17 protein-coding genes are annotated in these 19,965 nt (G+C 68.1%); 11 read left to right on the forward strand and 6 right to left on the reverse strand.

Translation table 11 applies throughout. The annotated features are described in order from the left end of the window. Positions 1-111 precede the first annotated feature (111 nt). Entirely contained in the window at positions 112-1,248 is a 1,137-nt protein-coding gene (locus WA670_RS02670; RefSeq protein ID WP_134727661.1) for a glycerophosphodiester phosphodiesterase, read from the forward strand. A 65-nt stretch (positions 1,249-1,313) separates the two neighbouring features. Here WA670_RS02670 and WA670_RS02675 read toward each other — a convergent pair whose 3' ends face one another. Further along, positions 1,314-1,697 carry a hypothetical protein gene (locus tag WA670_RS02675; RefSeq protein ID WP_336156841.1) on the reverse strand — a complete coding sequence of 128 codons (384 nt, stop codon included), beginning with the start codon at positions 1,695-1,697 and terminating at the stop codon, positions 1,314-1,316. Between the two features lie 236 nt (positions 1,698-1,933). Here WA670_RS02675 and WA670_RS02680 point away from each other — a divergent pair, with 236 nt between their 5' ends. Together WA670_RS02680 and WA670_RS02685 are read left to right on the forward strand one after the other, a co-directional pair. Further along, positions 1,934-3,469 (forward strand): amino acid permease, encoded by a 1,536-nt coding sequence (locus WA670_RS02680; RefSeq protein ID WP_037808775.1) that lies wholly within the window; start codon positions 1,934-1,936, stop codon positions 3,467-3,469. Between the two features lie 1,156 nt (positions 3,470-4,625). After that, positions 4,626-6,263, forward strand: a complete 1,638-nt coding sequence (locus tag WA670_RS02685) for a Na+/H+ antiporter (RefSeq protein WP_336156842.1) — start codon at positions 4,626-4,628, stop codon at positions 6,261-6,263. On the opposite strand, the gene WA670_RS02690 is transcribed toward WA670_RS02685, so the two are convergent. Next, complete coding sequence (locus WA670_RS02690) at positions 6,244-7,146, reverse strand: TIGR03564 family F420-dependent LLM class oxidoreductase (protein ID WP_043834744.1); 903 nt, start codon at positions 7,144-7,146, stop codon at positions 6,244-6,246. The two genes, WA670_RS02685 and WA670_RS02690, sit on opposite strands and share 20 nt — an antisense overlap. A 150-nt stretch (positions 7,147-7,296) precedes the next feature. Between WA670_RS02690 and WA670_RS02695 the strand changes: the two genes are divergently transcribed. Continuing rightward, positions 7,297-7,794, forward strand: coding sequence for an OsmC family protein (locus tag WA670_RS02695; RefSeq protein WP_336156843.1), 498 nt, complete (start codon positions 7,297-7,299; stop codon positions 7,792-7,794). 52 nt (positions 7,795-7,846) lie between these two features. Here the strand turns inward: WA670_RS02695 and WA670_RS02700 are convergent, their stop codons facing one another. After that, positions 7,847-9,133 (reverse strand): adenylosuccinate synthase, encoded by a 1,287-nt coding sequence (locus WA670_RS02700; RefSeq protein WP_037808782.1) that lies wholly within the window; start codon positions 9,131-9,133, stop codon positions 7,847-7,849. 76 nt (positions 9,134-9,209) lie between these two features. On the opposite strand from WA670_RS02700, the gene WA670_RS02705 reads away from it, so the two are divergent. From WA670_RS02705 to WA670_RS02715, 3 genes are all read left to right on the forward strand, one after another. Further along, positions 9,210-9,881, forward strand: a complete 672-nt coding sequence (locus WA670_RS02705; protein ID WP_336156844.1) for a hypothetical protein — start codon at positions 9,210-9,212, stop codon at positions 9,879-9,881. Positions 9,882-10,033: 152 nt separating this feature from the next. Further along, positions 10,034-10,672 (forward strand): HNH endonuclease family protein, encoded by a 639-nt coding sequence (locus WA670_RS02710; protein WP_275293719.1) that lies wholly within the window; start codon positions 10,034-10,036, stop codon positions 10,670-10,672. Between the two features lie 49 nt (positions 10,673-10,721). Beyond that, positions 10,722-11,621 carry a glycosyl hydrolase family 18 protein gene (locus tag WA670_RS02715; RefSeq protein WP_336156845.1) on the forward strand — a complete coding sequence of 300 codons (900 nt, stop codon included), beginning with the start codon at positions 10,722-10,724 and terminating at the stop codon, positions 11,619-11,621. Here WA670_RS02715 and WA670_RS02720 read toward each other — a convergent pair. After that, positions 11,611-13,488, reverse strand: coding sequence for an FAD/NAD(P)-binding protein (locus WA670_RS02720; RefSeq protein ID WP_336156846.1), 1,878 nt, complete (start codon positions 13,486-13,488; stop codon positions 11,611-11,613). The genes WA670_RS02715 and WA670_RS02720 overlap by 11 nt on opposite strands. Before the next feature lie 317 nt (positions 13,489-13,805). Between WA670_RS02720 and WA670_RS02725 the strand changes: the two genes are divergently transcribed. The 3 genes from WA670_RS02725 (at position 13,806) to WA670_RS02735 (ending at position 17,152) form a co-directional block, all read left to right on the forward strand. Further along, positions 13,806-15,065 carry an MFS transporter gene (locus tag WA670_RS02725; RefSeq protein WP_037808792.1) on the forward strand — a complete coding sequence of 420 codons (1,260 nt, stop codon included), beginning with the start codon at positions 13,806-13,808 and terminating at the stop codon, positions 15,063-15,065. Between the two features lie 323 nt (positions 15,066-15,388). Then, entirely contained in the window at positions 15,389-16,573 is a 1,185-nt protein-coding gene (locus WA670_RS02730) for a GGDEF domain-containing protein (RefSeq protein WP_051728675.1), read from the forward strand. Positions 16,574-16,654: 81 nt separating this feature from the next. Then, positions 16,655-17,152: a GNAT family N-acetyltransferase gene (locus WA670_RS02735; protein ID WP_336156847.1), complete on the forward strand. Its 498-nt coding sequence runs from the start codon at positions 16,655-16,657 to the stop codon at positions 17,150-17,152. On the opposite strand, the gene WA670_RS02740 is transcribed toward WA670_RS02735, so the two are convergent. Next, the gene (locus tag WA670_RS02740; RefSeq protein ID WP_336157179.1) at positions 17,133-17,996 is read right to left on the reverse strand and encodes a helix-turn-helix domain-containing protein; all 864 of its coding nucleotides are present in this window, start codon (positions 17,994-17,996) and stop codon (positions 17,133-17,135) included. The genes WA670_RS02735 and WA670_RS02740 overlap by 20 nt on opposite strands. A gap of 154 nt (positions 17,997-18,150) precedes the next feature. Further along, complete coding sequence (locus WA670_RS02745) at positions 18,151-18,561, reverse strand: DUF3151 domain-containing protein (RefSeq protein WP_037808797.1); 411 nt, start codon at positions 18,559-18,561, stop codon at positions 18,151-18,153. Between the two features lie 234 nt (positions 18,562-18,795). Between WA670_RS02745 and WA670_RS02750 the strand changes: the two genes are divergently transcribed. Then, entirely contained in the window at positions 18,796-19,965 is a 1,170-nt protein-coding gene (locus WA670_RS02750; protein ID WP_336156848.1) for a hypothetical protein, read from the forward strand.

Raw genomic sequence — 19,965 nt, forward strand, 5'->3', positions numbered from 1 at the left:
CGGTTGTCAACCGCCCGTCCGGCTGGTGCCGCGCGCCCGACGCTTGCGGCGGTGAGGGTGACGCGGTAGTCGTGGCGAGCTGCGGATCGCCCGGTAGAGAAAGGTCCCCCCATGAAGCGCAAACGCCTCGGCGTGCTCGCCCTGTCCGGTCTGGCCCTGCTTGGCGTCGCGGGTCTCGCGATCGGCCCGGCCTCCGCGAGCGAGGAGACGGCCGCGGGTGCGGCCGCGCACGGTCCCCGGCACGATGGCCCGGTGATCGTCGGACACCGGGGCGCGCCCGGCTACCGCCCGGAGCACACGCTCGCGTCGTACGAACTCGCCTACCGGATGGGCGTGGACTACGTCGACGTCGACCTGGTGCCGACCAAGGACGGCCAGCTCGTCGCCCGGCACGAGCCGGAGATCGGCGGCACCACCGACGTCGCGGCCCACCCGGAGTTCGCCTCGCGCAAGACCACGAAGGTCATCGACGGAACAAAGATGACCGGCTGGTTCACCGAGGACTTCACCCTCGCCGAGCTGAAGACGCTCTACGCGAAGGAGCGGATCCCGCAGAACCGGCCGAACAACCAGCTTTACGACGGCCGCTACCGGATCGCCACCTACCAGGAGGTGCTCGACCTGACCCGGCGGCTCGGCCGCGAGCTGCACCGGACGCTGGGCACCTACCCGGAGGTCAAGCACTCGACGTACTTCAGCTCGATCGGCAACCCGACCGAACCGAAGCTGGTGTCGATCCTCAACCGCAACGGCCTGAACCGGCCGAACGCGCCGGTGATCATCCAGTCGTTCGAGGTGTCGAACCTCCAGGAGCTGCACAAGCAGGTGCGGGTGCCGCTGCTGCAGCTGACCGAGGCGAAGGGCGCTCCCGCCGACTTCGTCGCGAAGGGCGACAAGCGCACGTACGCCGACCTGATCACGCCCGCCGGCCTGCGCGAGATCGCGAAGTACGCGAAGTACCTCGGCCCGGAGAAGGGCCAGATCATCCCGCGCGACGCGCAGGACAACCTCGGCAAGCCGACCACCCTGATCGCCGACGCGCACCGCGCCGGTCTTGAGGTGCAGCCCTACACCTTCCGCAACGAAAACCCGTTCCTTCCGGCGAACCTGCGCTCTTCAGCGAGCCCGAGCGCGTTCGGCAACGTGTTCGCGGAGGAAGCGGCGTTCCTGAAGGCCGGGGTCGACGGATTCTTCGCCGACCAGCCGGATACTGCGCTGGAATCGGTGCGGGACTTCGCCGGTCGCTGAGTTTTCTTCGTTTCTCCCAGCCCGCCGGGGACATTCGCGTCTCCGGCGGGCTTTTTCGCGGCTGTTCAATCGTCGTGCCGATGGAGTGCGCCGCGAAGTTCGCGAGCGATGGTTCGCTGCAACCGCCGCAGGATCTTGATCGTGTCCTCGTCCGAGTAGCCGGTCGTGATTGACCAATCACAGCCTGAGCCGAACACGTCGCTGGCGAAGACGATTTCGGTCGCCACCAGCGCCCGCCGCCAGTCCCGAGTGCTGAGCGGATCGCCGGCGATGAGTGCGGTCCGCAGACGGCGCCCGTCCTCGTGCACATCAGCCACGCTCTGGAAGCCCATCGCCACCGCGAGCTCCTCAGTGCAATGCGCTGGCCCGCCCCACTCAGCCAGTCCGCAACGCAGCACTTCGCGTTCTTCGTCGGCCAGCTCGATCGCGACCAGTTCTTCGGCGTTCACTCGCTGATCATGGCCTGCGCACTCAGTCACCCATAGAAGACCGGTTCGAGTGATGCGCTTTCGAACATCCGTTCGAGATACTGGTCTCATGTTGATCACTCAGACCCTAGCCGCCCTGCGCCGTTCGGGGGAGCTTCCGCCCAGCGACCAGCGAAACCTTGACACCCGCGAACGGAGAGGGCTAACTTCTGCGCACTCTCAATGGTCTGTCCGCATACCTTTCAGGTGGGTGCCCGATGGATGTCTCCGACCAGCAGACCGGACAACCCGACGAAGACAGCGCTCGCCTGCACGCGCTCGGCTACGCGCAGGAACTCAAACGCACGATGTCGGCGTTCTCGAACTTCGCCGTGTCGTTCACGATCATCTCGATCCTGTCCGGCTGCCTCACGCTGTACGGCTTCGGCATGAAAACCGGCGGCCCGGCGGCGATGATCTGGGGCTGGCCGCTGGTCGGGCTGTTCGTGGTGCTGGTCGGGCTGGGCATGGCGGAGGTGTGCTCGAGCTACCCGACCGCGGGCGGACTGTATTACTGGGCCGCGAAACTGGCGACCCGCAACGGCCCGGCGTGGTCGTGGTTCACCGGCTGGTTCAACCTGATCGGGCAGATCGCGGTCACCGCGGGCATCGACTTCGGAGCCGCGCTCTTCCTCAACGCGTTCCTCGATCTGCAGTGGGGCTTCAGCGCGACGCCGGGTCACACGATTCTGTTGCTGGCCATCATTCTTGTCGTGCACGGGGTGCTGAACACCTTCGGCGTGCGAGTGGTGGCGGTGCTGAACAGCGTCAGCGTGTGGTGGCATCTCGTTGGCGTGCTGGTGATCGTGGGCGTACTCGTGTTCGTGCCGGCGAAGCATCAGGAAGCGTCGTTCGTCTTCGGCAGCTTCGTGAACCAAACCGGCTGGGGTTCCGCGCCGTACGTGTTCTTGCTCGGTTTGCTGCTGGCGCAATACACCTTGACCGGCTACGACGCCTCGGCACACATGACGGAGGAAACCAAGAACGCCGCGAAAGCGGGCCCGCGCGGAATCATCAACTCGATCCTCGTGTCACTGGTCGCGGGATGGATCCTGCTGATCGGCCTGACGTTCGCGATCCAGGACTACGACGGAGCCGTCAACTCGGCGACCGGCGTCCCGCCAGCCCAGATCTTCATCGACGCGACCGGCGCGGTGACCGGCAAATTCCTGCTCCTGATCTGCATCGGCGCCCAACTGTTCTGCGGCATGGCCTCCGTGACCGCGAACTCCCGCATGATCTACGCCTTCGCCCGCGACGGCGCGATCCCGGGTTCGAAGATCTGGCACAACATCAACAAACGAACCCAGACCCCAACCAACGCAGTATGGCTAGCAGCGGGCGGAGCGTTGGTGCTAGCACTGCCGTACCTGTGGAGCGCGACGGCTTACGCAGCAGTCACCTCGATCGCGACGGTGGGCCTGTACGTCGCCTACGTGATCCCGGTCTTCCTCCGCGTCCGCCGCGGCGACAGCTTCGAGAAGGGCCCATGGAACCTGGGCCGCTGGGGCAAACCCATCGGCATCGTCGCGACGGTGTGGGTCGTGGTGATTTTCGTGCTCTTCATGCTGCCCCAAGCAAGCCCGATCACGGTCGACACGTTCAACTACACGCCGATCGCCTTCCTGGTAGTCCTGGGCGGAGCAGCCCTGTGGTGGGTGTTGTCGGCACGGAAGTGGTTCACCGGCCCGAAGGTACAAGGTTCGGCGGAGGAATTGGCCGCGGTGGAAAAGGAACTGAAGGAACTCGGCTAATCCAGAGGGCTCTCGCGACGGACGACCGCTCTCCACCCGATGCCGTCCCGTCCGACGCGGCTCGCTTCGACGACGCTCCGTTCGGCAGGACTCCCTTCGGCGGCGCCTCCTCCGGCAGGGCTCTGTTCGGCGGTGCTCTGTTCGGCGGTGCTCTGTTCGGCGGTGCTCTGTTCGGCGGTGCTCTGTTCGGCATGGCTCCGTTCGGCATGGCTCCGTTCGGCGGCGCGCCCTTCGGCAGCGCTCCGTTCGGCGGGGCACCCTTCGGCAGCGCTCCCTTCGACGATGCTCTGTTCGGCAAGGCTCCCTTCGGCACGACTCCCTTCGGAGGCGCTCCCATCGGCAGGGTTCCGTTCGGCGATGCTCTGTTCGGCGGTGCTCCACGTTCGTCCGGCACCGCTCCGCTCGACAACACTCCGAGGTCGGCTGCGCAGTCGTCCGGTGCCGCGCCACCCAACAGCGCTTGGTCCTGCATCTCTCCATTCAGCAGCGGTGCGTTCGGCGGCGGTGCGTTCGCCAATGCCCCACCGTCGTCCGGCACCACTCCACCCGGCGGAGTTGGTCCCGCATCGCTTCACCGCCGAGCACCTGACCGGAGTCCGCGAGCAGGACCACCCGTTCGCCGAACCATCGCGCACCGACCACGAGCCCGTCCCGCGGCGAGGTGAACCGGCCGCCACCGCGTCACAGCGTCCGTCAGCCCGGCTTCCTCGGTGACGCACGTCCGCCATTCACGCGGCACCGTCAGGCGACCTCGCCCGCCGCTGCCCGACCTCCGCCCCGCCTACCGACCGCCGACCCCGGCCACTTGCCTCCGCGGCAACGCCAGGCGGCCATTCCGAGCCCACGACTCTTCCGGAGGCACCCCGCTGTCCAACCATCGCCGTCCGCCAACCGCCGCGGCCGCCCGCTGACTGCCCCGTGGGCACCGCCCTCCAAAAAGCAAGCCTGGTACCCGCCACCGATCCACGCCCACCGACCACCGCCGAACCCGAGACCGACGCACCGGAAAGCGCCATGCCCATCCCACTCACCAACGCTCCACGCGGCCCGCCAAACAAGCCGCCCACCACCCACCCATCCGCCGCACCCCGAAGGGAGTCCGACACGAACCCACACCATCCGCGCCTCGCCTGATCCATGAGTCAAGATGCGAAGCATGGAGACCTTGACGCTGGTCGGCGTGCTCGCCGGGTCGCTGGGGCTGACCGCCGTCGCTCGGCGGTTCAACCTGTCCGCGCCGCTGCTCATCGTGGTGGTCGGGCTGGGGATCGCGTTGATTCCCGGCGTTCCGCGGGTCGAGCTGGAGCCCGAGCTGATCCTGACCGTCGTGTTGCCGCCGTTGCTGTACTCGACGTCGCTGGAGAGTTCGATCTCCCACTTTCGTGCGAACTTGCGGCCGATCATCACGCTCGGCGTGCTGCTCGTGGTGGCCACCGCGTTCGTGATCGCGTTCGTCGTGCACCTGCTGCTGCCTGATTTGCCGTGGGCGTCGGCGCTGGTGCTCGGGGCGGTCGTGTCTCCGCCGGATGCCGTGACCGCTGTCGCGATCGGGCGGCGGCTGGGGTTGCCGCGCGGGGTGATGACGGTGCTCACCGGCGAGAGTCTCGTCAACGACGCGGCGGCGCTCACGCTGTACAAGGTCGCGCTCGCGGCGGTGGTCGGGACGGCCGGGTCGCTCGGGCACGGGTTCGCGGTTTTCGCCGTCGCGACGGTGGTCGGCATTCTGGTCGGGCTGGTCGCGGGCGGGGTCGTCGAGGTGATCCACACGAGGCTGGACGATCCGCTGCTCGAATCGGCGTTCGGGATCGTCGTGCCGTTCGCGGCGTACGTCACCGCGGAACACCTGCATCCGTTCGGGGCCGAGTTCAGCGGGTCCGGGGTGCTGGCGGTCGTCACGGCCGGGCTGTTCCTCGGGCATCGGTCGTTGCGGGCGTCGCCGGCGACGCGGGTGCAGGACCGGTCTGTCTGGGCGTCGATCGACGTCATGCTCGAGGCGCTGGTGTTCGCCTTGATGGCACTGCAACTGCCGTTCGTGCTTGACGGGGCGCAGCATGCTGCGCGGGACAACGGGACGCTCGCGTTGTCGGCGATCGTCGTGTTGCTCGCCACGATGTTCGTGCGGATTCCGGCTGTCTTCCTGTCCAGCTATCTGCCGCGGTCGCTGCAACTGCTCAGACGCACTCGGCACGATCCGCCCGCTTGGCGGTCGCTCGCGGTGATCTCCTGGACCGGCATGCGTGGCGTCGTCACCATCGCCGCCGCGTCTGGGGTGCCCGCGGATACGCCTGGGCGCGCGGAGATTCAGCTGTTCGCGTTCGCCGTCGCGGTCGGGACTGTGCTGATCCAGGGGCTCACGCTGCCGCCGTTGATTCGGTTGCTCAAAGTTCAGGACCCGGACGAGGACGCGCGCGACCAGGCCGAGGAGCTGGCCGCGCGCAAGGTTGCGCAGAAAGCCGCGCACGAGCGGTTGCGCGAGCTTGCTCGCGACCAACTGTCTACTTTGGACATTGAGCCAGAGAAGATGAAGCGGCTCGAGCAACGGCTGGAACGCGTGGTGGACACCCGTTACCGGTTCGCGCAGGCCGCGATCACGCTGTCCGGCGAGGAGCGTCGTGACAGTCCGCAGGCGCAGTTCGCCAAGGCGCGGCGGGAACTCCTCATCACCCAGCGGGCGGCGATGATCGAGGAGAACCGCGCCGGACGCCTTGACGACGACGTTCTGCAGAAGGTCCTGCGCGAACTCGATCTGGAGGAAATGTCCGTAACGACAACCCTTACGAACCGGATGAGTTGAGTTCGCCGGTCAGCCGCCAGGTGCGTCGCCGGTCTTCGTCGGTGTGCAGGGCGGTCTGGGTGAGCAGCACGTCGGTCGCGCCGGCGTCGAAGTAGCGCTGCACCCCGGCGGCGACCGTCTCCTCGTCGCCGATCAGCACCAACTCAGCCGCGTTTTCGACGCCGCCCTCCTTCAGGATGCGCTGGTACGACGGGATCGAGCCGTAGAACCCGAGTTGCTGTGCCGCGATTTCGCGCACCGCGTCGACGTCGCTGGTCACCACGGCCGGGACAGCCGCGATCACCCGCTTGCCCGGGCCGATCCCGGGCACGATCAGGTTCGCGATAGCCCGCGGGCTGGCCAGGTACGGCAGCGTGCCGTCGGCCAGTTCCCCGGTGACGCGCAACGCCTGCGGGCCCATCGCGGCGACGAGCACCGACACCGGGGTGGCTGACGCCGGCTCCGGCAGGTGCGCCTCCACCGTCGAGCCGGTGAAGTCGACCTGTTCTCCGGCGAACAGCGCCCGCAAGACGGTCAGGTATTCGCGCAAATGCCGCACCGGCGGCGGATACGGCGTGCCGTAGACGGGTTCGAGGAAGTTCTTCGCGCCGAGGCCGATGCCGAGCGTGAACCGCCCGCCGGACGCCTCGCTCGCGGTGCGTGCGGCGGCCGCCAAGACAAGCGGGTGCCGCGGATAGATCGGCACGACGGAGGTGCCGATCTCGACTCGCGACGTCACCTGGCCCGCCAGCGCGGCCACCGCCAGCGCGTCGGGACCCCAGGGCAATTGGGCGAACCAGATCGACGCCGCGCCTGCCTCCTCCGCCTCCCGCGCCTGGTCCAGCACTTCGGTCACGGTGATGTTTTCCCGCGGAAGGGCGGGCAAAGTCAGTCCGACGCTCATGCCTTCAAATTATTCAGGCGCACCACCGGTTTCTCACCAGTCGAAACAAGTGCGCGGCTTTGTGCCAGCCGGATTCTCAGCCGACGAGAGCCCCTGTCCGTCGACCGGGCCGACCCGCACCCTGGACGCCCGACGATTCCAGGAGGACCGATGTCACTGACCGACGTCATCGACGGCACCCGCCAGGCCGTGCAGACGGACCGGCACAACGCGGCGGTGTCGTTCAGCGTCGACCACGCGCTGGCCGCGAACACCGCGACCGTGGTGGACGTCCGGGTGCGCGACCACGCGTTCACCGTCGACGAACCGCCCGCGCTCGGCGGCACCGACCAGGCGGCGAACCCGGTCGAGTACGCGCTGGCCGCGCTCGGGTCCTGCCAGGTGATCACGTACCAGTTCTGGGCCGCGCGCCTCGGCATTCCGCTCGACGCGGTGCGCGTCAAAGTGGACGGCGACCTGGACCTGCACGGCTTCTTCGGCTTTGACGAATCGACTCGTCCCGGCTTCAGCGACGTGAGGGTGTCCGTGGAACTCGACGGTCCGGCCGGACCCGAGACCTACGAACAACTCCGTCGCGCGGTGGACGAGCACTGCCCGGTGCTCGACCTGTTCCGCAACCAAACCCCAGTCACCACAACGGTTCGCTAAGCACAACGGCCAGGCCGGTACGAAACCAGCCTGGCCGCTCCAACCGAAAAGATCAGGCGAACTCGTGCCGCACGATCGTCTGCTCCCGCCCGGGGCCGACGCCGATCGCCGAGACCCGCGCGCCCGACAGTTCCTCGATCCGCTCGACGTAAGCCCGCGCGTTGGCGGGCAGCTCGTCGTACGTGCGGCAGTTCGAGATGTCCTCGAACCAGCCCGGCAGCTCTTCGTAGATCGGGACCGCGTGGTGCACGTCGGTCTGGGTCATCGGCATGTCCGAGGTGCGGAAGCCGTCCACCTCGTAGCCGACGCACACCGGGACCTTCTCCAGGCCGGACAGCACGTCCAGCTTGGTCAGGAAGTAGTCGGTGATGCCGTTGACCCGCACCGCGTAGCGGGCGATCACCGCGTCGAACCAGCCGGTGCGCCGGGAGCGGCCGGTGGTGACGCCGAACTCGCCGCCCTGCTTGCGCAGGTACTCGCCGGACTCGTCGTCCAGTTCGGTCGGGAACGGGCCGGAGCCGACGCGCGTCGTGTACGCCTTCAGGATGCCCAGCACGGTCGTGATGCGGCCCGGGCCGATGCCCGAGCCCGCGCTCGCGCCGCCGGACGTCGGGTTCGACGACGTGACGAACGGGTACGTGCCGTGGTCCACGTCGAGCAGCGTGCCCTGCGAGCCCTCCAGCAGCACCGTCTCGCCGCGCTCCAGGGCCTGGTTCAGCTGCAGCCGCGTGTCGGCGATGCGGTGCGCGAACTTCTCGCCCGCCGCGAGGACCTCGTCGGCGACCTGGTCGGCGTCGAGCGCCTTGCGGTTGTAGACCTTGACCAGCACCTGATTCTTGAACTCGAGTGCCGCCTCGACCTTCTGGCGGAAGATCTTCTCGTCGAGCAGGTCCTGCACGCGGACGCCGACGCGGGCGATCTTGTCCTGGTAGCACGGCCCGATGCCGCGGCCGGTGGTGCCGATCTTGCGGCTGCCGAGGTAGCGCTCGGTGACTTTGTCGATCGCCACGTGGTACGGCATGATCAAGTGCGCGTCGGCCGAGATCAGCAGCTTGCTGGTGTCGACGTCGCGCTCCTCGAGACCCGCCAGCTCGTCCAGCAGGACGCCGGGGTCGATGACCACGCCGTTGCCGATGACGTTCGTCACGCCCGGCGTCAGGATCCCCGACGGGATGAGGTGCAGCGCGAAGTTCTCGCCGTTCGGCAGCACGACCGTGTGGCCCGCGTTGTTGCCGCCCTGGTAGCGGACGACCCACTGGACGCGGTCGCCGAGCAGGTCGGTGGCCTTGCCCTTGCCCTCGTCCCCCCACTGGGCACCGATCAGCACGATGGCCGGCATGTGACACTCCAGGTGTTCGGCAATAGGAATAGTGACCCCGGACGGGGACACGGGTGGCGCTGGTAAATGCCGGTGCATGACTTTAACGGAGGACGCCGGAGTGCGCGGAATAGTGGTGGCCTGCGGCGCCGCGGCGGATCTCCCCGCGCGGCTCGGCGACGTCCCGCTGGTGCACGCCGGGCGCCGTCCCGGCAAGGCGGAAATCGACCCCTTGCTGGGGGAACACGACCGGCTGGTCGTGCTGGGCTCCGACGCCGACCTCGCCGCCGTGGTGGTGCGTCTCATGCGCCGCGAAGTCCTCCCGGGCGTGTCCGTCGGTTTCGTGGCCACGGAGTCCGGCTCTCGCGTCGCCGCGCACTGGCGGCTGCCCGCGGACCCGGACGAGGCGTTCGCGCTCGCCTGGAAGGGTGAGGACACCGAAACCTCCCTCGTGCGCGACGACACCGGCGGCGTGCTCCTCGGGCACGCGACCTTGCGCGATGTCAAGGGCCAGGCGTATTGCGACGAACAGGTGGCTTTCGACGGTTCGGTTTCCGGCATCGAGGTCGCACCGGACGACTCTGGGGTGACCGCCCGAATCACCCGCGGCAAGCTCGTCAAACGGTCCTCGACGTTCCGCGGCCGCGCCTTCCAGCTCGGCTGCCTGCCGACGTCTTCGCTGGTCATCGACGGTGTACCGCAGGAGCGCGAGGTCACTCGGCGGACCTGGTACCGGCACACAGTCGATCTTCGGGCAGTCCGCGGCTGACCCGCCCGCGCCGGACAGGGTTCAAGCGAACTGGGACGCTCGGTGACTTTCCGTTTACAGAAGGTCGGTTAGCCGTCACCTGACGGTGTTGCGCACGCCACTTTCGTGGTCAAAGGTGAATCAGTCCCGCATCTGACCAGGAAGGCAGCAATATGCCGACCACACGTACAGTTCGCAACTCCTTGACCGTCCTGGCCGGCGTCGCACTGCTCGGCTCGGTCACGGTCGGCGTCGCCGACGCCACCCCGCCGGGCATCCCGTCGGCGGACACCGCGAAGAGCCAGCTCGCCGACCTCACGGTGAAACCGGACGGCTCGCAGGACGGCTACAGCCGCGACAAGTTCCCGCACTGGATCGACCAGGGCAACAGCTGCAACACGCGCGAGATGGTGCTCAAGCGCGACGGCACGAACGTCCAGGTCGGCTCCGACTGCTATCCGACGTCCGGGAAATGGACCTCGCCGTACGACGGGGCGACCTGGAGCTCTCCGTCCGATGTGGACATCGACCACGTGGTGCCGCTCGCCGACGCGTGGCGCACCGGAGCCTCGTCCTGGACCCAGGATCAGCGCCAGGCCTACGCCAACGACCTGTCCGACCCGCAGCTGATCGCGGTGACCGACAACGTGAACCAGGAAAAGGGCGACAAGTCGCCGGACCAGTGGAAGCCGCCGTCCACCGGCTACTGGTGCACCTACGCCAAGATGTGGGTGACGGTCAAGTACAAGTTCAAGCTCACCGTGAATTCGGCGGAGAAGTCTGCGCTGACGGACATGCTGGGCCGCTGCTGACTCGATCGGCCCTACCGCGGGCACCGCTGCCGTCCTATGGTCCGAACCTATGCGGAAGATCACGGCGGCGGTGCTGGCGGTGTTCCTGGTGCTCTGCGGAGCAGCCCCGGCGACGGCGGCGACCGGACGCAGAGTCGTTGTGTACTACCAAACAACGCACCAAAACGGGTCGTACATCTCCCCGCTGGGACTCACCGACCACGACGCTGGCGTCACTGACGTGATCGTCGGAGCCGTGCACCTCAACGACGGCGGAACCATGACGCTCAACGACGATCCGCCGTCGGACGCCAAGTTCACGCAGATGTGGGCTGATCTCGCCACGATGCAAAGCAAAGGCGTGCACGCACTCGCCTTCGTCGGCGGCGCGGCGAAGGGCAGCTTCCAGCGTCTCGAACAGGACTTCGACACCTACTATCCGTTGCTGCGCAACCTGATCCGCGACCATTCGCTGTCCGGCATCGATCTCGACGTCGAAGAACAGATGTCGAACGACGCGCTGAACCGGGTGATCGACGCGCTGCGGGGCGACTTCGGCCCGGACTTCCTGATCACCCTCGCGCCGGTCGCGACCGAACTCAGCGGCGGAGGCGGTCTTTCCGGTCTCGACTACGATCGGCTCTACCGCGAGCGCGGCGACCAGATCTCCTGGTTCAACACCCAGTTCTACTGCGGCTGGGGTTCGCTGGCGGACACCTCGGGCTACGACCAGATCATCAGTCACGGCGTCGTCCCGGCGAGCAAGGTGGTCGCCGGAACGGTCACGAATCCCGCCAACTGCAACGGTTACGTCGACATGCCGACGCTGAAGAACACCGTCGGCAGCCTCGTCCAGAAGTACTCGGACTTCGGCGGCATCGACGGCTGGGAGTACTTCAATTCGCTGCCCGGCGACACGGCCGCACCGTGGGAATGGGCGCAGCAGATCGCACCGGCGGTCAAGGGTTAGCCAGCCGCAGGATTTCCCGTGCCAACGCGTCGTTCTGCCGGAACGAGATCGCGTTCGTGCGCGGCCGAGTGAAGGCTCCCGCTGAACGGACGCTCGTGTGCGGACCCACCGCGAACCGTCGCGGATGCACCCCTCCGTCCACAGTGATCAGTCGGAAGTCGCTGAGCGTCGTGGCGATCCGTCCGGACGGCAAGGTCGCACCGTCGACATCCGGCACGGTTTCCTCGACCAGCGCGCCAGAGTCCCGAAGGTTGCGCAACAGCGGGTCGGACACTCGCGGCACGCTCGCGTCCGGCAGACGCGCCTCGATCAACGTGCGTGCGGTGACAGTGTCCGGATGACTGACGCTCGACGCGACGAACGTCCCGGTCGTCTCGTCGGCGGCGATCGAGATGTCCGCACCGAGGAACGACACGACTCCAGCGTCTTCGAGGGCGAGCAGCTCTTCGAGCCGACGCGGCGGCGGACCGCTTGCGTAGTAAGAGAAGAAGCCGTGGAACCAGCCGTCCATATCGGACACTTGAGACGCGGCGGTCAGCCGTCCAGTCGCGAGCAGCGTGGGCAATTGACTGACGACTGACAGCAGGGCCAGGAACGCGCCGAGGTCCGCACTGTGGTGCACGTCGGCCCGGCGCGCGAGGTCGGACTCGATGTATTTCCGCACCGCTTTCCCGAATTCTTCACCGGAATCGAACCGGCGGCCCGCGAACGGGCGGTCCAGCCGCTCCAGGTCGAGCCGATCTTCCAGCGCGGGCACCGCGTCCGCGATCAGCGCGTCCATTTTGGACGACAACCACGGCAGGTCGGCGAATTTGTCCGCGAACACCGCGAAATCCGTGCGCACGCGATCCGGATGTCCGGTGAACAGCTCGGTGTAATACGCCCAGGCGAGTTCTTTCGCGATGAGCGGCCACACGTCCGCGCGGAAGTCGAGCGGACCGGTCAGGCCGTCGATGGCTCGCTTGTCGAAGAACCTGGGCAGCTGCAACGGTTTCCCGCGCAACCGGTAGCCGGTCTTCGCGTGATACGGCACCCCGCGCCGGGAGCCGACGTGCAACACCGGTTCGGCACCGCTCGGGTGGTAGCGCAGGCCGCCGCACGGCAGCTCCTCGAACCGGCCACCGCGCCCCTCCGTGAGCAACAGCATCAGATCCACGAACGCGAGGCCAAAACCGCGTACTAGCACCGGTTCTCCGGCAGGCACCGCGGAGTAGTCGACGTCCGCGGTGTAGCCAGCGGGGTAGTAGGACAGTTCGTGCTGCTCGGCGAATGCCTCCAGCTTGCGTTCGCGAGAGTCGGGCACCGCGTCGAGGTGGCCGACAGTCAGCACCACAGCGTCGGCGGACACGGTCGTGCCGTCGGAAAGCCGCACGGTCTCGTCGTCGTCAATGCTCTCCGCCGTGGCGAGATGCTCGACCACCGTGATGCCGGGCGGCAATTCGGCCACCACCTTGCGGTAGAACCACTCCAGGTACCGGCTCTGCAGCCGCCGGGTCGGAAAATCCGTGGAGGCGAGGGATTCGAACTCGGCGCGGACGTCGTCCGGCACCGGATAGTCGAGGGTCCCCGCGCGCACCTGCCGCACCCACTCGATCAGCGACGGGCCCGGCCGCACCGGCCCGTCGATCCGGACGGTGTCGTCGGTGAACACGGTGACGTCCTCGGGCATCGAGTTCATCCGCAGCAGCGGCGACTGCTCGTACCGCCACACCCGGCCGGGGCCGGGCGGGAACGGGTCGATGAGGTGGACTTCGATCCGCCGATCGCCGAGCAGGCCGGAGGCGCTCGCGGACAGCCGTTCGAGGACGCCGACCCCGCGAGGTCCGGCGCCCACGATGGCGAGCGTGAACGTCGGGAGAGCCGTCACTCGGGCGAAGCTACGCGGCTGGGGGCCTCCGCGGCGGCCGTTCCACACTGCGGACGGACCACCCGAAAGGATGTGTCACAAACCACAAAGATCGAAGCGTCCCCGGCGGAGAGTGCGGAGCGCTATCGTCTGGACACGTGGCGAACTGACCGTGACCTGTCGGATACCGGCGAAAGAACCTAGAGAATCACCAACAGTCACGAGACACTGAGCTTGACAACTCACTTCGTGTGACCGGCCCGTGACCAGGAGGATCTAGGGTCACCCGTTGGTCACTAGTGCGGCACAGTCCGCACACAGCAGCGGGGAGAACACGCATGACGACAGCACCACACCGGGTCACGTTCCGCGAGGTGTTCGGAGTCGCCGAGTTCCGCGCGATGTGGTTCGGCGAACTGCTGTCGATCGCCGGTGACCAGCTGGCCAGGGTCGCGTTGTCCGTCCTCGTCTACGCCAACACCGGTTCGGCGACGCTGACCGGCCTCACCTACGCGCTCACGTTCTTCCCGTCGCTGCTCGGCGGCATCTTCCTCACCGGATTCGCCGACCGCTTCCCGCGCCGGGCGGTCATGGTCACCGTCGACCTCACGCGCGCGGTGCTGATTCTGTGCGTAGCCATTCCCGGACTGCCGTTCTGGGCACTATGCGTGCTCGTCGGCTGTGTTTCGCTGCTGAATCCGCCGTTCAAGGCGTCTCAGCTGGCGTTGCTCCCGCAGGTGCTCGAAGGCGACCGGTTCGTGGTCGGCATGGGCATCCGGAGCATGACCGTCCAATCCGCGCAACTGCTCGGTTTCGCCGGCGGCGGCGCGCTGCTGCTCGCGATGGACGCCCGCCTCGCCCTGGTGCTCGACGCGGGCACCTTCGTGCTCTCCGCGCTCTTCCTCCGCTTCGGACTGAAGGCCCGCCCGGCCGCGGCCAGCGGCGAAAAGCGCAAGCCGTTCTTCTCCTCGCTGAGCGCGGGCGGCCGCGTCGCCTTCGCGACCACGGCGTTGCGTTCCTTGATGGTCTTCACCTGGCTCGCCGGGCTGATGCCGGTGTACGAGGGCATCGCCGCGCCGTACGTCGCTTCGTCGGGCGGCGGGTCCGAGATGATCGGTTTCCTGCTTGCCGCCGACCCGGTGGGCAGCGTGATCTTCACGTTCATCTACACGCGCTGGGTGCCCGCGGCGATCCGGCCGAAGCTGATCGGCCCGATGACCGCGCTCGCCGCGATCCCGCTGCTGCTCTGCTTCCTGCAGCCGGGTCCGATCGTGTCGGTGGTCCTGTTCGTGATCTCCGGCGGCTTCGGCACGATCGCGCTGCTGCAGGCGACGGCGTCGCTGACGGTCGCGGTCCCGGACGAGAGCCGGGCGCAGACGATGGGGCTGTCGAACACCGGATTGACCACGACGATGGGCGTCACTCCGCTGATCGGCGGGGTCATCGCGGACCACGTGAGCGCCCAGACGACGGTCGGGATCTTCGGATTGGCCGGCCTGCTGATCACGATTCCGCTCGCCATCGCGTGGCAGCGCACCTTTTCCAGGCAGGCCGAAGACGGGTCAGCGAAGGAAGCCACACGCGCCGAACATGCCTGAATACCCCGACATGCCCCGCGCGTGAGGCTCTGACCTGCGCGACCTTGCGGTGCTGCTACGCGGTCACTGTTCCTTGCTGCGCATCGCTGGTCACCCTTCATCCGGCGTGTTCGGGAAAAATGTACACACCTAAGGCCCTTGTGGACAGGCGGCAAACGGTCTGAAACTGTGAGTAAGGCGAGTGTCACTGGAGATCCGCGCAAGACCCGGGGGGAAGAATGGTCACATTGGGGGAATTTTCTGGTCTGGGGCTGCGCGATGCGGTTTCCCGGTGGTCGCTCTGGTCCCGGCCGCGGCAGTGGGTCGCGGTCACGCTGACGAGCATGGCCGTCACGGTGGTGCTCACCGTGGTCAGCGCGCTGGTGTTCCCGGTCAGCCTGAGCCAGATCGGCATCCTCGGCATGCTCGCCGGACTCGCGATCGCGCAGACCGAGGTCACGCGCCAGATCGAGCGGCAGCGCCGGATGCTGAGCCAGGGCCCGCACATCACGGTGACCTCGGTGTGGCTGCTCCCGGCGGCTCTGCTGGTGCCGCCGCAGCTGGTGGCCGCGCTGGGCGTGATCATCTACGTCTACCTGGCGTTCCGCAGCTGGAACGGCACGCGCCCCGGTGAGGCGCACCGCGTCGCGGCCAACGCGACCACGATGATCCTGTCCGGCTTCGGCGCCGCACTGGCCGGACACCTCGCGGACGGCCACAGCGTCACCACCGTGGTGGCGGGCGCGCTCGGATACTTCCTGGTCAACACCGCGCTGACCGGCCTTGGCCTGTTCCTGACCGACCCCGCGAAGGCGACGGCCGAATCGTGCCTCGGCACGATGGACGACAACCTGCTGGAACTGGCGACCCTGTGCGTCGGCGGGCTGCTCGTGATGGTGCTGAGCCACGAACCGCTGCTGTCGGTGCTGGTGATCCTGCCGCTGTACGTGCTGCAGCGCTCGATGCTGATCAAGCGGCTCGAGGAGCTCGCGACCACGGACCAGAAGACCCAGCTGCTCAACGCCACCACCTGGCAGGACGGCGCGCAGCGCGAGATTTCCCGTGCCGAGCGCGAGAACGGCAGCTTCGGCGCGCTGATGATCGACCTCGACCACTTCAAGCGGATCAACGACACGTTCGGCCACCTCGCGGGCGATGACGTGCTCAAAGCCGTTGCCGCCGTGGTGAAACAGGAGACGCGGGCACACGACCTCGTCGGCCGGTTCGGCGGCGAGGAGTTCGTGGCGCTGCTGCCGTCGACGTCGAAGGAAGACGCGATCGTGACGGCGGAACGGATCCGGCAGCGGATCAGCGAACTGGTGATCCCGACGCAGACGAACGAAGGCGAGTCGGTCTCGATCGAGAACCGGACCGCGTCGATCGGGGTAGCCGCGTTCCCGCTGGACGGGACGAGCATCGAGGAAGTGATGGCCGCGGCGGATGCGGCGGTGTATGCCGCGAAGAACAGCGGCCGCAACCGGGTCGTCGGCTCGGTAACCCCGACCCGGGAACTCGCGGCAGTCGCCTGACGACCTCGGACCCGGCCGGCACCCTCCCCCGGCCGGCCGGGTCCATCCTTCGTCAGCTCCGGAATTTCCGATAGGGAAACTGTGCCGCTCACCGAGATCCGCCCGGCCCGCGACGACGAACTCGCCGCCGTCGCCGCGTTGCGCTGGCGGTGGGTCGCCGACCAGAGCGGTCCGCTGCCCCGGGATCAGGACGATTTCGTCCACGAGTTCGCCGCCTGGGCCCGTGCGCACGCCGAAACGCATCGCTGTCTGGTCGCGGTGCGGGACGAGCACGTGCTCGGCATGGCGTTCCTCGCGCTGACCCCCAGAGTGCCGACACCCCAAGACTTTTCGCGGATCTGCGGCGACGTGCAATGCGTCTACGTCGTGCCGGAAGCACGCGACAGCGGCGTCGGCGGGCTCCTGATCGAGGCGACACTGCGACTGGCCGCGGAATTCGGACTGGAGCGGGTGACCGTGCATTCCTCGGATCGCGCGATCGCGGCCTACCTGCGGCACGGGTTTTCGGTGTCGAAGAACCTGCTGCAAGCCGAACTGCGGATCGCCGTCGACGTTCCGGCTAACCGAGCATATTCCTAGGCCCCTCCGCCTTTTGCCGCTGCGCGATCTCCCTGAACTCCTGCGCGGTGCGCTGCACGAACGCCGCCGACGCGCGGGAGTCCAGGGAGATTTCGCGGACCCGGTCCGCGACCTCGCAGTACGTCTCGGTCCCCTCGTCGAGGAGGAAGGCACCCGCGTGCTGGTGCTCGAAGTAGACGATCGGGTCGCCGACCTCCACGTGGTACACGCAAAACCGGCCGGCCAGACCCGGATGCCCGCCGATGCCCGCGGGCACGACGCGGACCGACAGCTTCGCCGACGTCGCCATGAGATCGGCGAGGAAACGCAGCTGCCGGGCCATCGTCGCGGGTCCGCCGACCGGATTGCGCAATGCTGCCTCGCCCAGCAACACCTCACACCGGATCGCGCCGGGACCGACCACGAGCGGACGGCGCATCATCCGGATCTCCGCCTGGCGTTCCGCGTCCTGCACCGGCAGTCCGTCGGCGAGGAACAGCGCCCGCGCGTAATCCGGGATCTGCAGCAGTCCCGGCACGAGCATCGGCTGCCATTCGACGACCGACGTCGCGGCGCGTTCGCAGGCGAGCAGCCCGCCGAGGTGGTCCGGGTCGGACTGCTTGCCGCGGGCGACCCAGCCCGGTTCGGCGGTGCCGCGCGCCAGTTGCAGGATCCGTTGTTTCTCCGCACCCACGACGCCGAGCGCGCCGAGGATGCCCGCGACGTCCTCGAGCGCGGGAACCCGTTGTCCCAGCTCCCAGTTCGACACCAACGCGGGGTTGGTGCCGACTCGCCGGGCGAGTTCGCGCAGTCCGAAACGGGCGTCGATCCGGGCCTCGCGCAGCGCGGTGCCGAGGGTGCGGATCCGGGGGGGTGAGCATGGCCGTGCCTCGCATGGCCGCCTTTGTAGGTGTCACCAAATGCGAACACCTCTAGCTGTCACCCGAAGGTGGGCAGCCGGCCCGGTCGCGCCCGGGTTTTCGCCGGGGCGCGACCGGCGCGGGGTCACTTCAGGCCGGTCACTTCAGGCCGGTCGCCTCGGCCGCGGCCGGGTCGGAGTCGGCGAGGAAGGTCTTGCAGCGCTCGTACTCCTCGGACTCGCCGATCCGGCCCGCCGCGGTGCCGAGCACCGCGAGCGCGCGCAGGAAACCCTGGTTCGGCCGGTGCGCCCACGGCACCGGGCCGAAGCCCTTCCAGCCGGCGCGGCGGAGCTGGTCGAGGCCGCGGTGATAGCCGGTGCGGGCGTAGGCGTAGGCGGCGACGGTCTCGCCGTCGGCGAGCGCGCGTTCGGCGAGCGTGGCCCAGGCCTCGCTGTAGTCGGGGTGCTCGGCGGCCACGGAGGACGGGTCCGTCCCGGAGTCGAGCGCGGCCTGCGCTTCGGTGTGCTCGGGCAGCAGCGTGGGCTCGGGGCCCAGCAGGTTGTGCGTCATGCCGCCATTGTGCCCACGATGCTCCCGGCTCAGAGGAACAGGCTGGTCAGCACGCCTCCGCCGGCCAGAACGAGTGCTGCGATCAGCACGGCGGCGACAGCTCGTTTCGGCATCATGGGCCGACACCCTGCCGTGCCGGGCGGCGCGAGGGCAAATCCGCCACCCGTAGGGGTGAACCCCGGTTTTTGCCCCTTCTCCCGCCGCGTCCCCTTGCGGCAGGGAATGATGGCGCCTATGACGAAGGCGGTTGAAGACGTCGCCGGCCCCGCGGTCCCGCGCGGACCAGTGGGCAAGACCAGGCTTTTCTTCGCGACGCACTGGCACCGCGGCGCACCCGGAGCACCGACGCCGGCGTGGGTGCTGCGGTTCTGTTACGGCATGTGGCTGACCGCGTTCGCGTTCAAGCTCGTCGGGTCGTCGTGGGACATGTCGTGGCACTTCAAGTGGCTGCGCGACGACCTCGCCCCGCCGCACCTGATCAACACCGTCGGCACGGTGATCATCGTCGTGCTGGTGGCGATCCACAGCTACACCGGCCTCGGCTGCGACCGGCGCTCGCTGCGGCTCATGCAGGCCGGGCTGATCGTGTTCCTGGTCGCCGCGCCGCTCGACGTGATCAACCACCGCGTGAACGGCCTCGACCTGACCGCGTGGAGCCCGTCGCACATGATGCTGTACCTCGGCACCGGCATCATGCAGGCAGGCGTGCTGCTCGGCTGGCTGCGGCTGGCCCCGCCGGGCCGCTTCCGCACCGGGGTGCTGCTCGCGCTGTGGGCGTTCTTCCTGGAGAACACCTTCTTCCCGAACGGGCAGCAGGAGTACGGCATCCTCGGCCTGCGTGCCTGGGAACGCGGCACGCCCGAGGCGGAGCCGACGCTGCTTTCCTTCGCCGCCAACCAGATCGGCCACCCGGTCGACCGGGCCGCGGTGGTGCACTTCACGATGCCGATCCCGGAGTGGGTGTACCCGCTGTGGGGCATCGGGGTTTCGGCGCTGATCCTGGTGCTCGCTCGCAAGACTGTCGGAAAGCGCTGGGCCGGGCTGACCGTGGCCGGCGCGTACGTCGCGTACCGGTGCGTGATGTGGCCGCTGCTGCTGGCGCTGGGCTTCCCGGTGTCGACGGTGCCGTTCTATCTGCTGGCCGTCGGGCTCGCGGTGGACCTGGCCTTCCTCCTGCCGCGACCAGCGGTGGCGGGCGCGGTTTTGGTGACTGCGCTCGGGTATGGCGCGTTCTGGGTGCAGTCGCAGATGCGGCCTTGGCTGCTCGGGGAGCAGCAGACGGAATCCGCGCCGCCGGTGGCGTATTGGACGGCGCTGGTCGCGGTGGTGGCGGTGTTCGCGTTGTGGGCTGGGGCCGGTCCGGCGAAGGAGTGGTGGGCTTCGCGGCGCGCGGTCGCGGCGTAA

Source organism: Amycolatopsis sp. VC5-11, assembly GCF_037034185.1.
In the GTDB taxonomy this organism is placed as follows: Bacteria; Actinomycetota; Actinomycetes; order Mycobacteriales; family Pseudonocardiaceae; genus Amycolatopsis; species Amycolatopsis nivea.

Excerpts from the sequence above, each read along its gene's own strand:
- WA670_RS02670 (WP_134727661.1), top strand. The coding sequence starts at position 112 with ATGAAGCGCAAACGCCTCGGCGTGCTCGCCCTGTCCGGTCTGGCCCTG.
- WA670_RS02680 (WP_037808775.1), top strand. The coding sequence starts at position 1,934 with ATGGATGTCTCCGACCAGCAGACCGGACAACCCGACGAAGACAGCGCT.
- WA670_RS02685 (WP_336156842.1), top strand. The coding sequence starts at position 4,626 with ATGGAGACCTTGACGCTGGTCGGCGTGCTCGCCGGGTCGCTGGGGCTG.
- WA670_RS02690 (WP_043834744.1), bottom strand. The coding sequence starts at position 7,146 with ATGAGCGTCGGACTGACTTTGCCCGCCCTTCCGCGGGAAAACATCACC.
- WA670_RS02695 (WP_336156843.1), top strand. The coding sequence starts at position 7,297 with ATGTCACTGACCGACGTCATCGACGGCACCCGCCAGGCCGTGCAGACG.
- WA670_RS02700 (WP_037808782.1), bottom strand. The coding sequence starts at position 9,133 with ATGCCGGCCATCGTGCTGATCGGTGCCCAGTGGGGGGACGAGGGCAAG.
- WA670_RS02705 (WP_336156844.1), top strand. The coding sequence starts at position 9,210 with ATGACTTTAACGGAGGACGCCGGAGTGCGCGGAATAGTGGTGGCCTGC.
- WA670_RS02710 (WP_275293719.1), top strand. The coding sequence starts at position 10,034 with ATGCCGACCACACGTACAGTTCGCAACTCCTTGACCGTCCTGGCCGGC.
- WA670_RS02715 (WP_336156845.1), top strand. The coding sequence starts at position 10,722 with ATGCGGAAGATCACGGCGGCGGTGCTGGCGGTGTTCCTGGTGCTCTGC.
- WA670_RS02725 (WP_037808792.1), top strand. The coding sequence starts at position 13,806 with ATGACGACAGCACCACACCGGGTCACGTTCCGCGAGGTGTTCGGAGTC.
- WA670_RS02730 (WP_051728675.1), top strand. The coding sequence starts at position 15,389 with ATGGCCGTCACGGTGGTGCTCACCGTGGTCAGCGCGCTGGTGTTCCCG.
- WA670_RS02745 (WP_037808797.1), bottom strand. The coding sequence starts at position 18,561 with ATGACGCACAACCTGCTGGGCCCCGAGCCCACGCTGCTGCCCGAGCAC.
- WA670_RS02750 (WP_336156848.1), top strand. The coding sequence starts at position 18,796 with ATGACGAAGGCGGTTGAAGACGTCGCCGGCCCCGCGGTCCCGCGCGGA.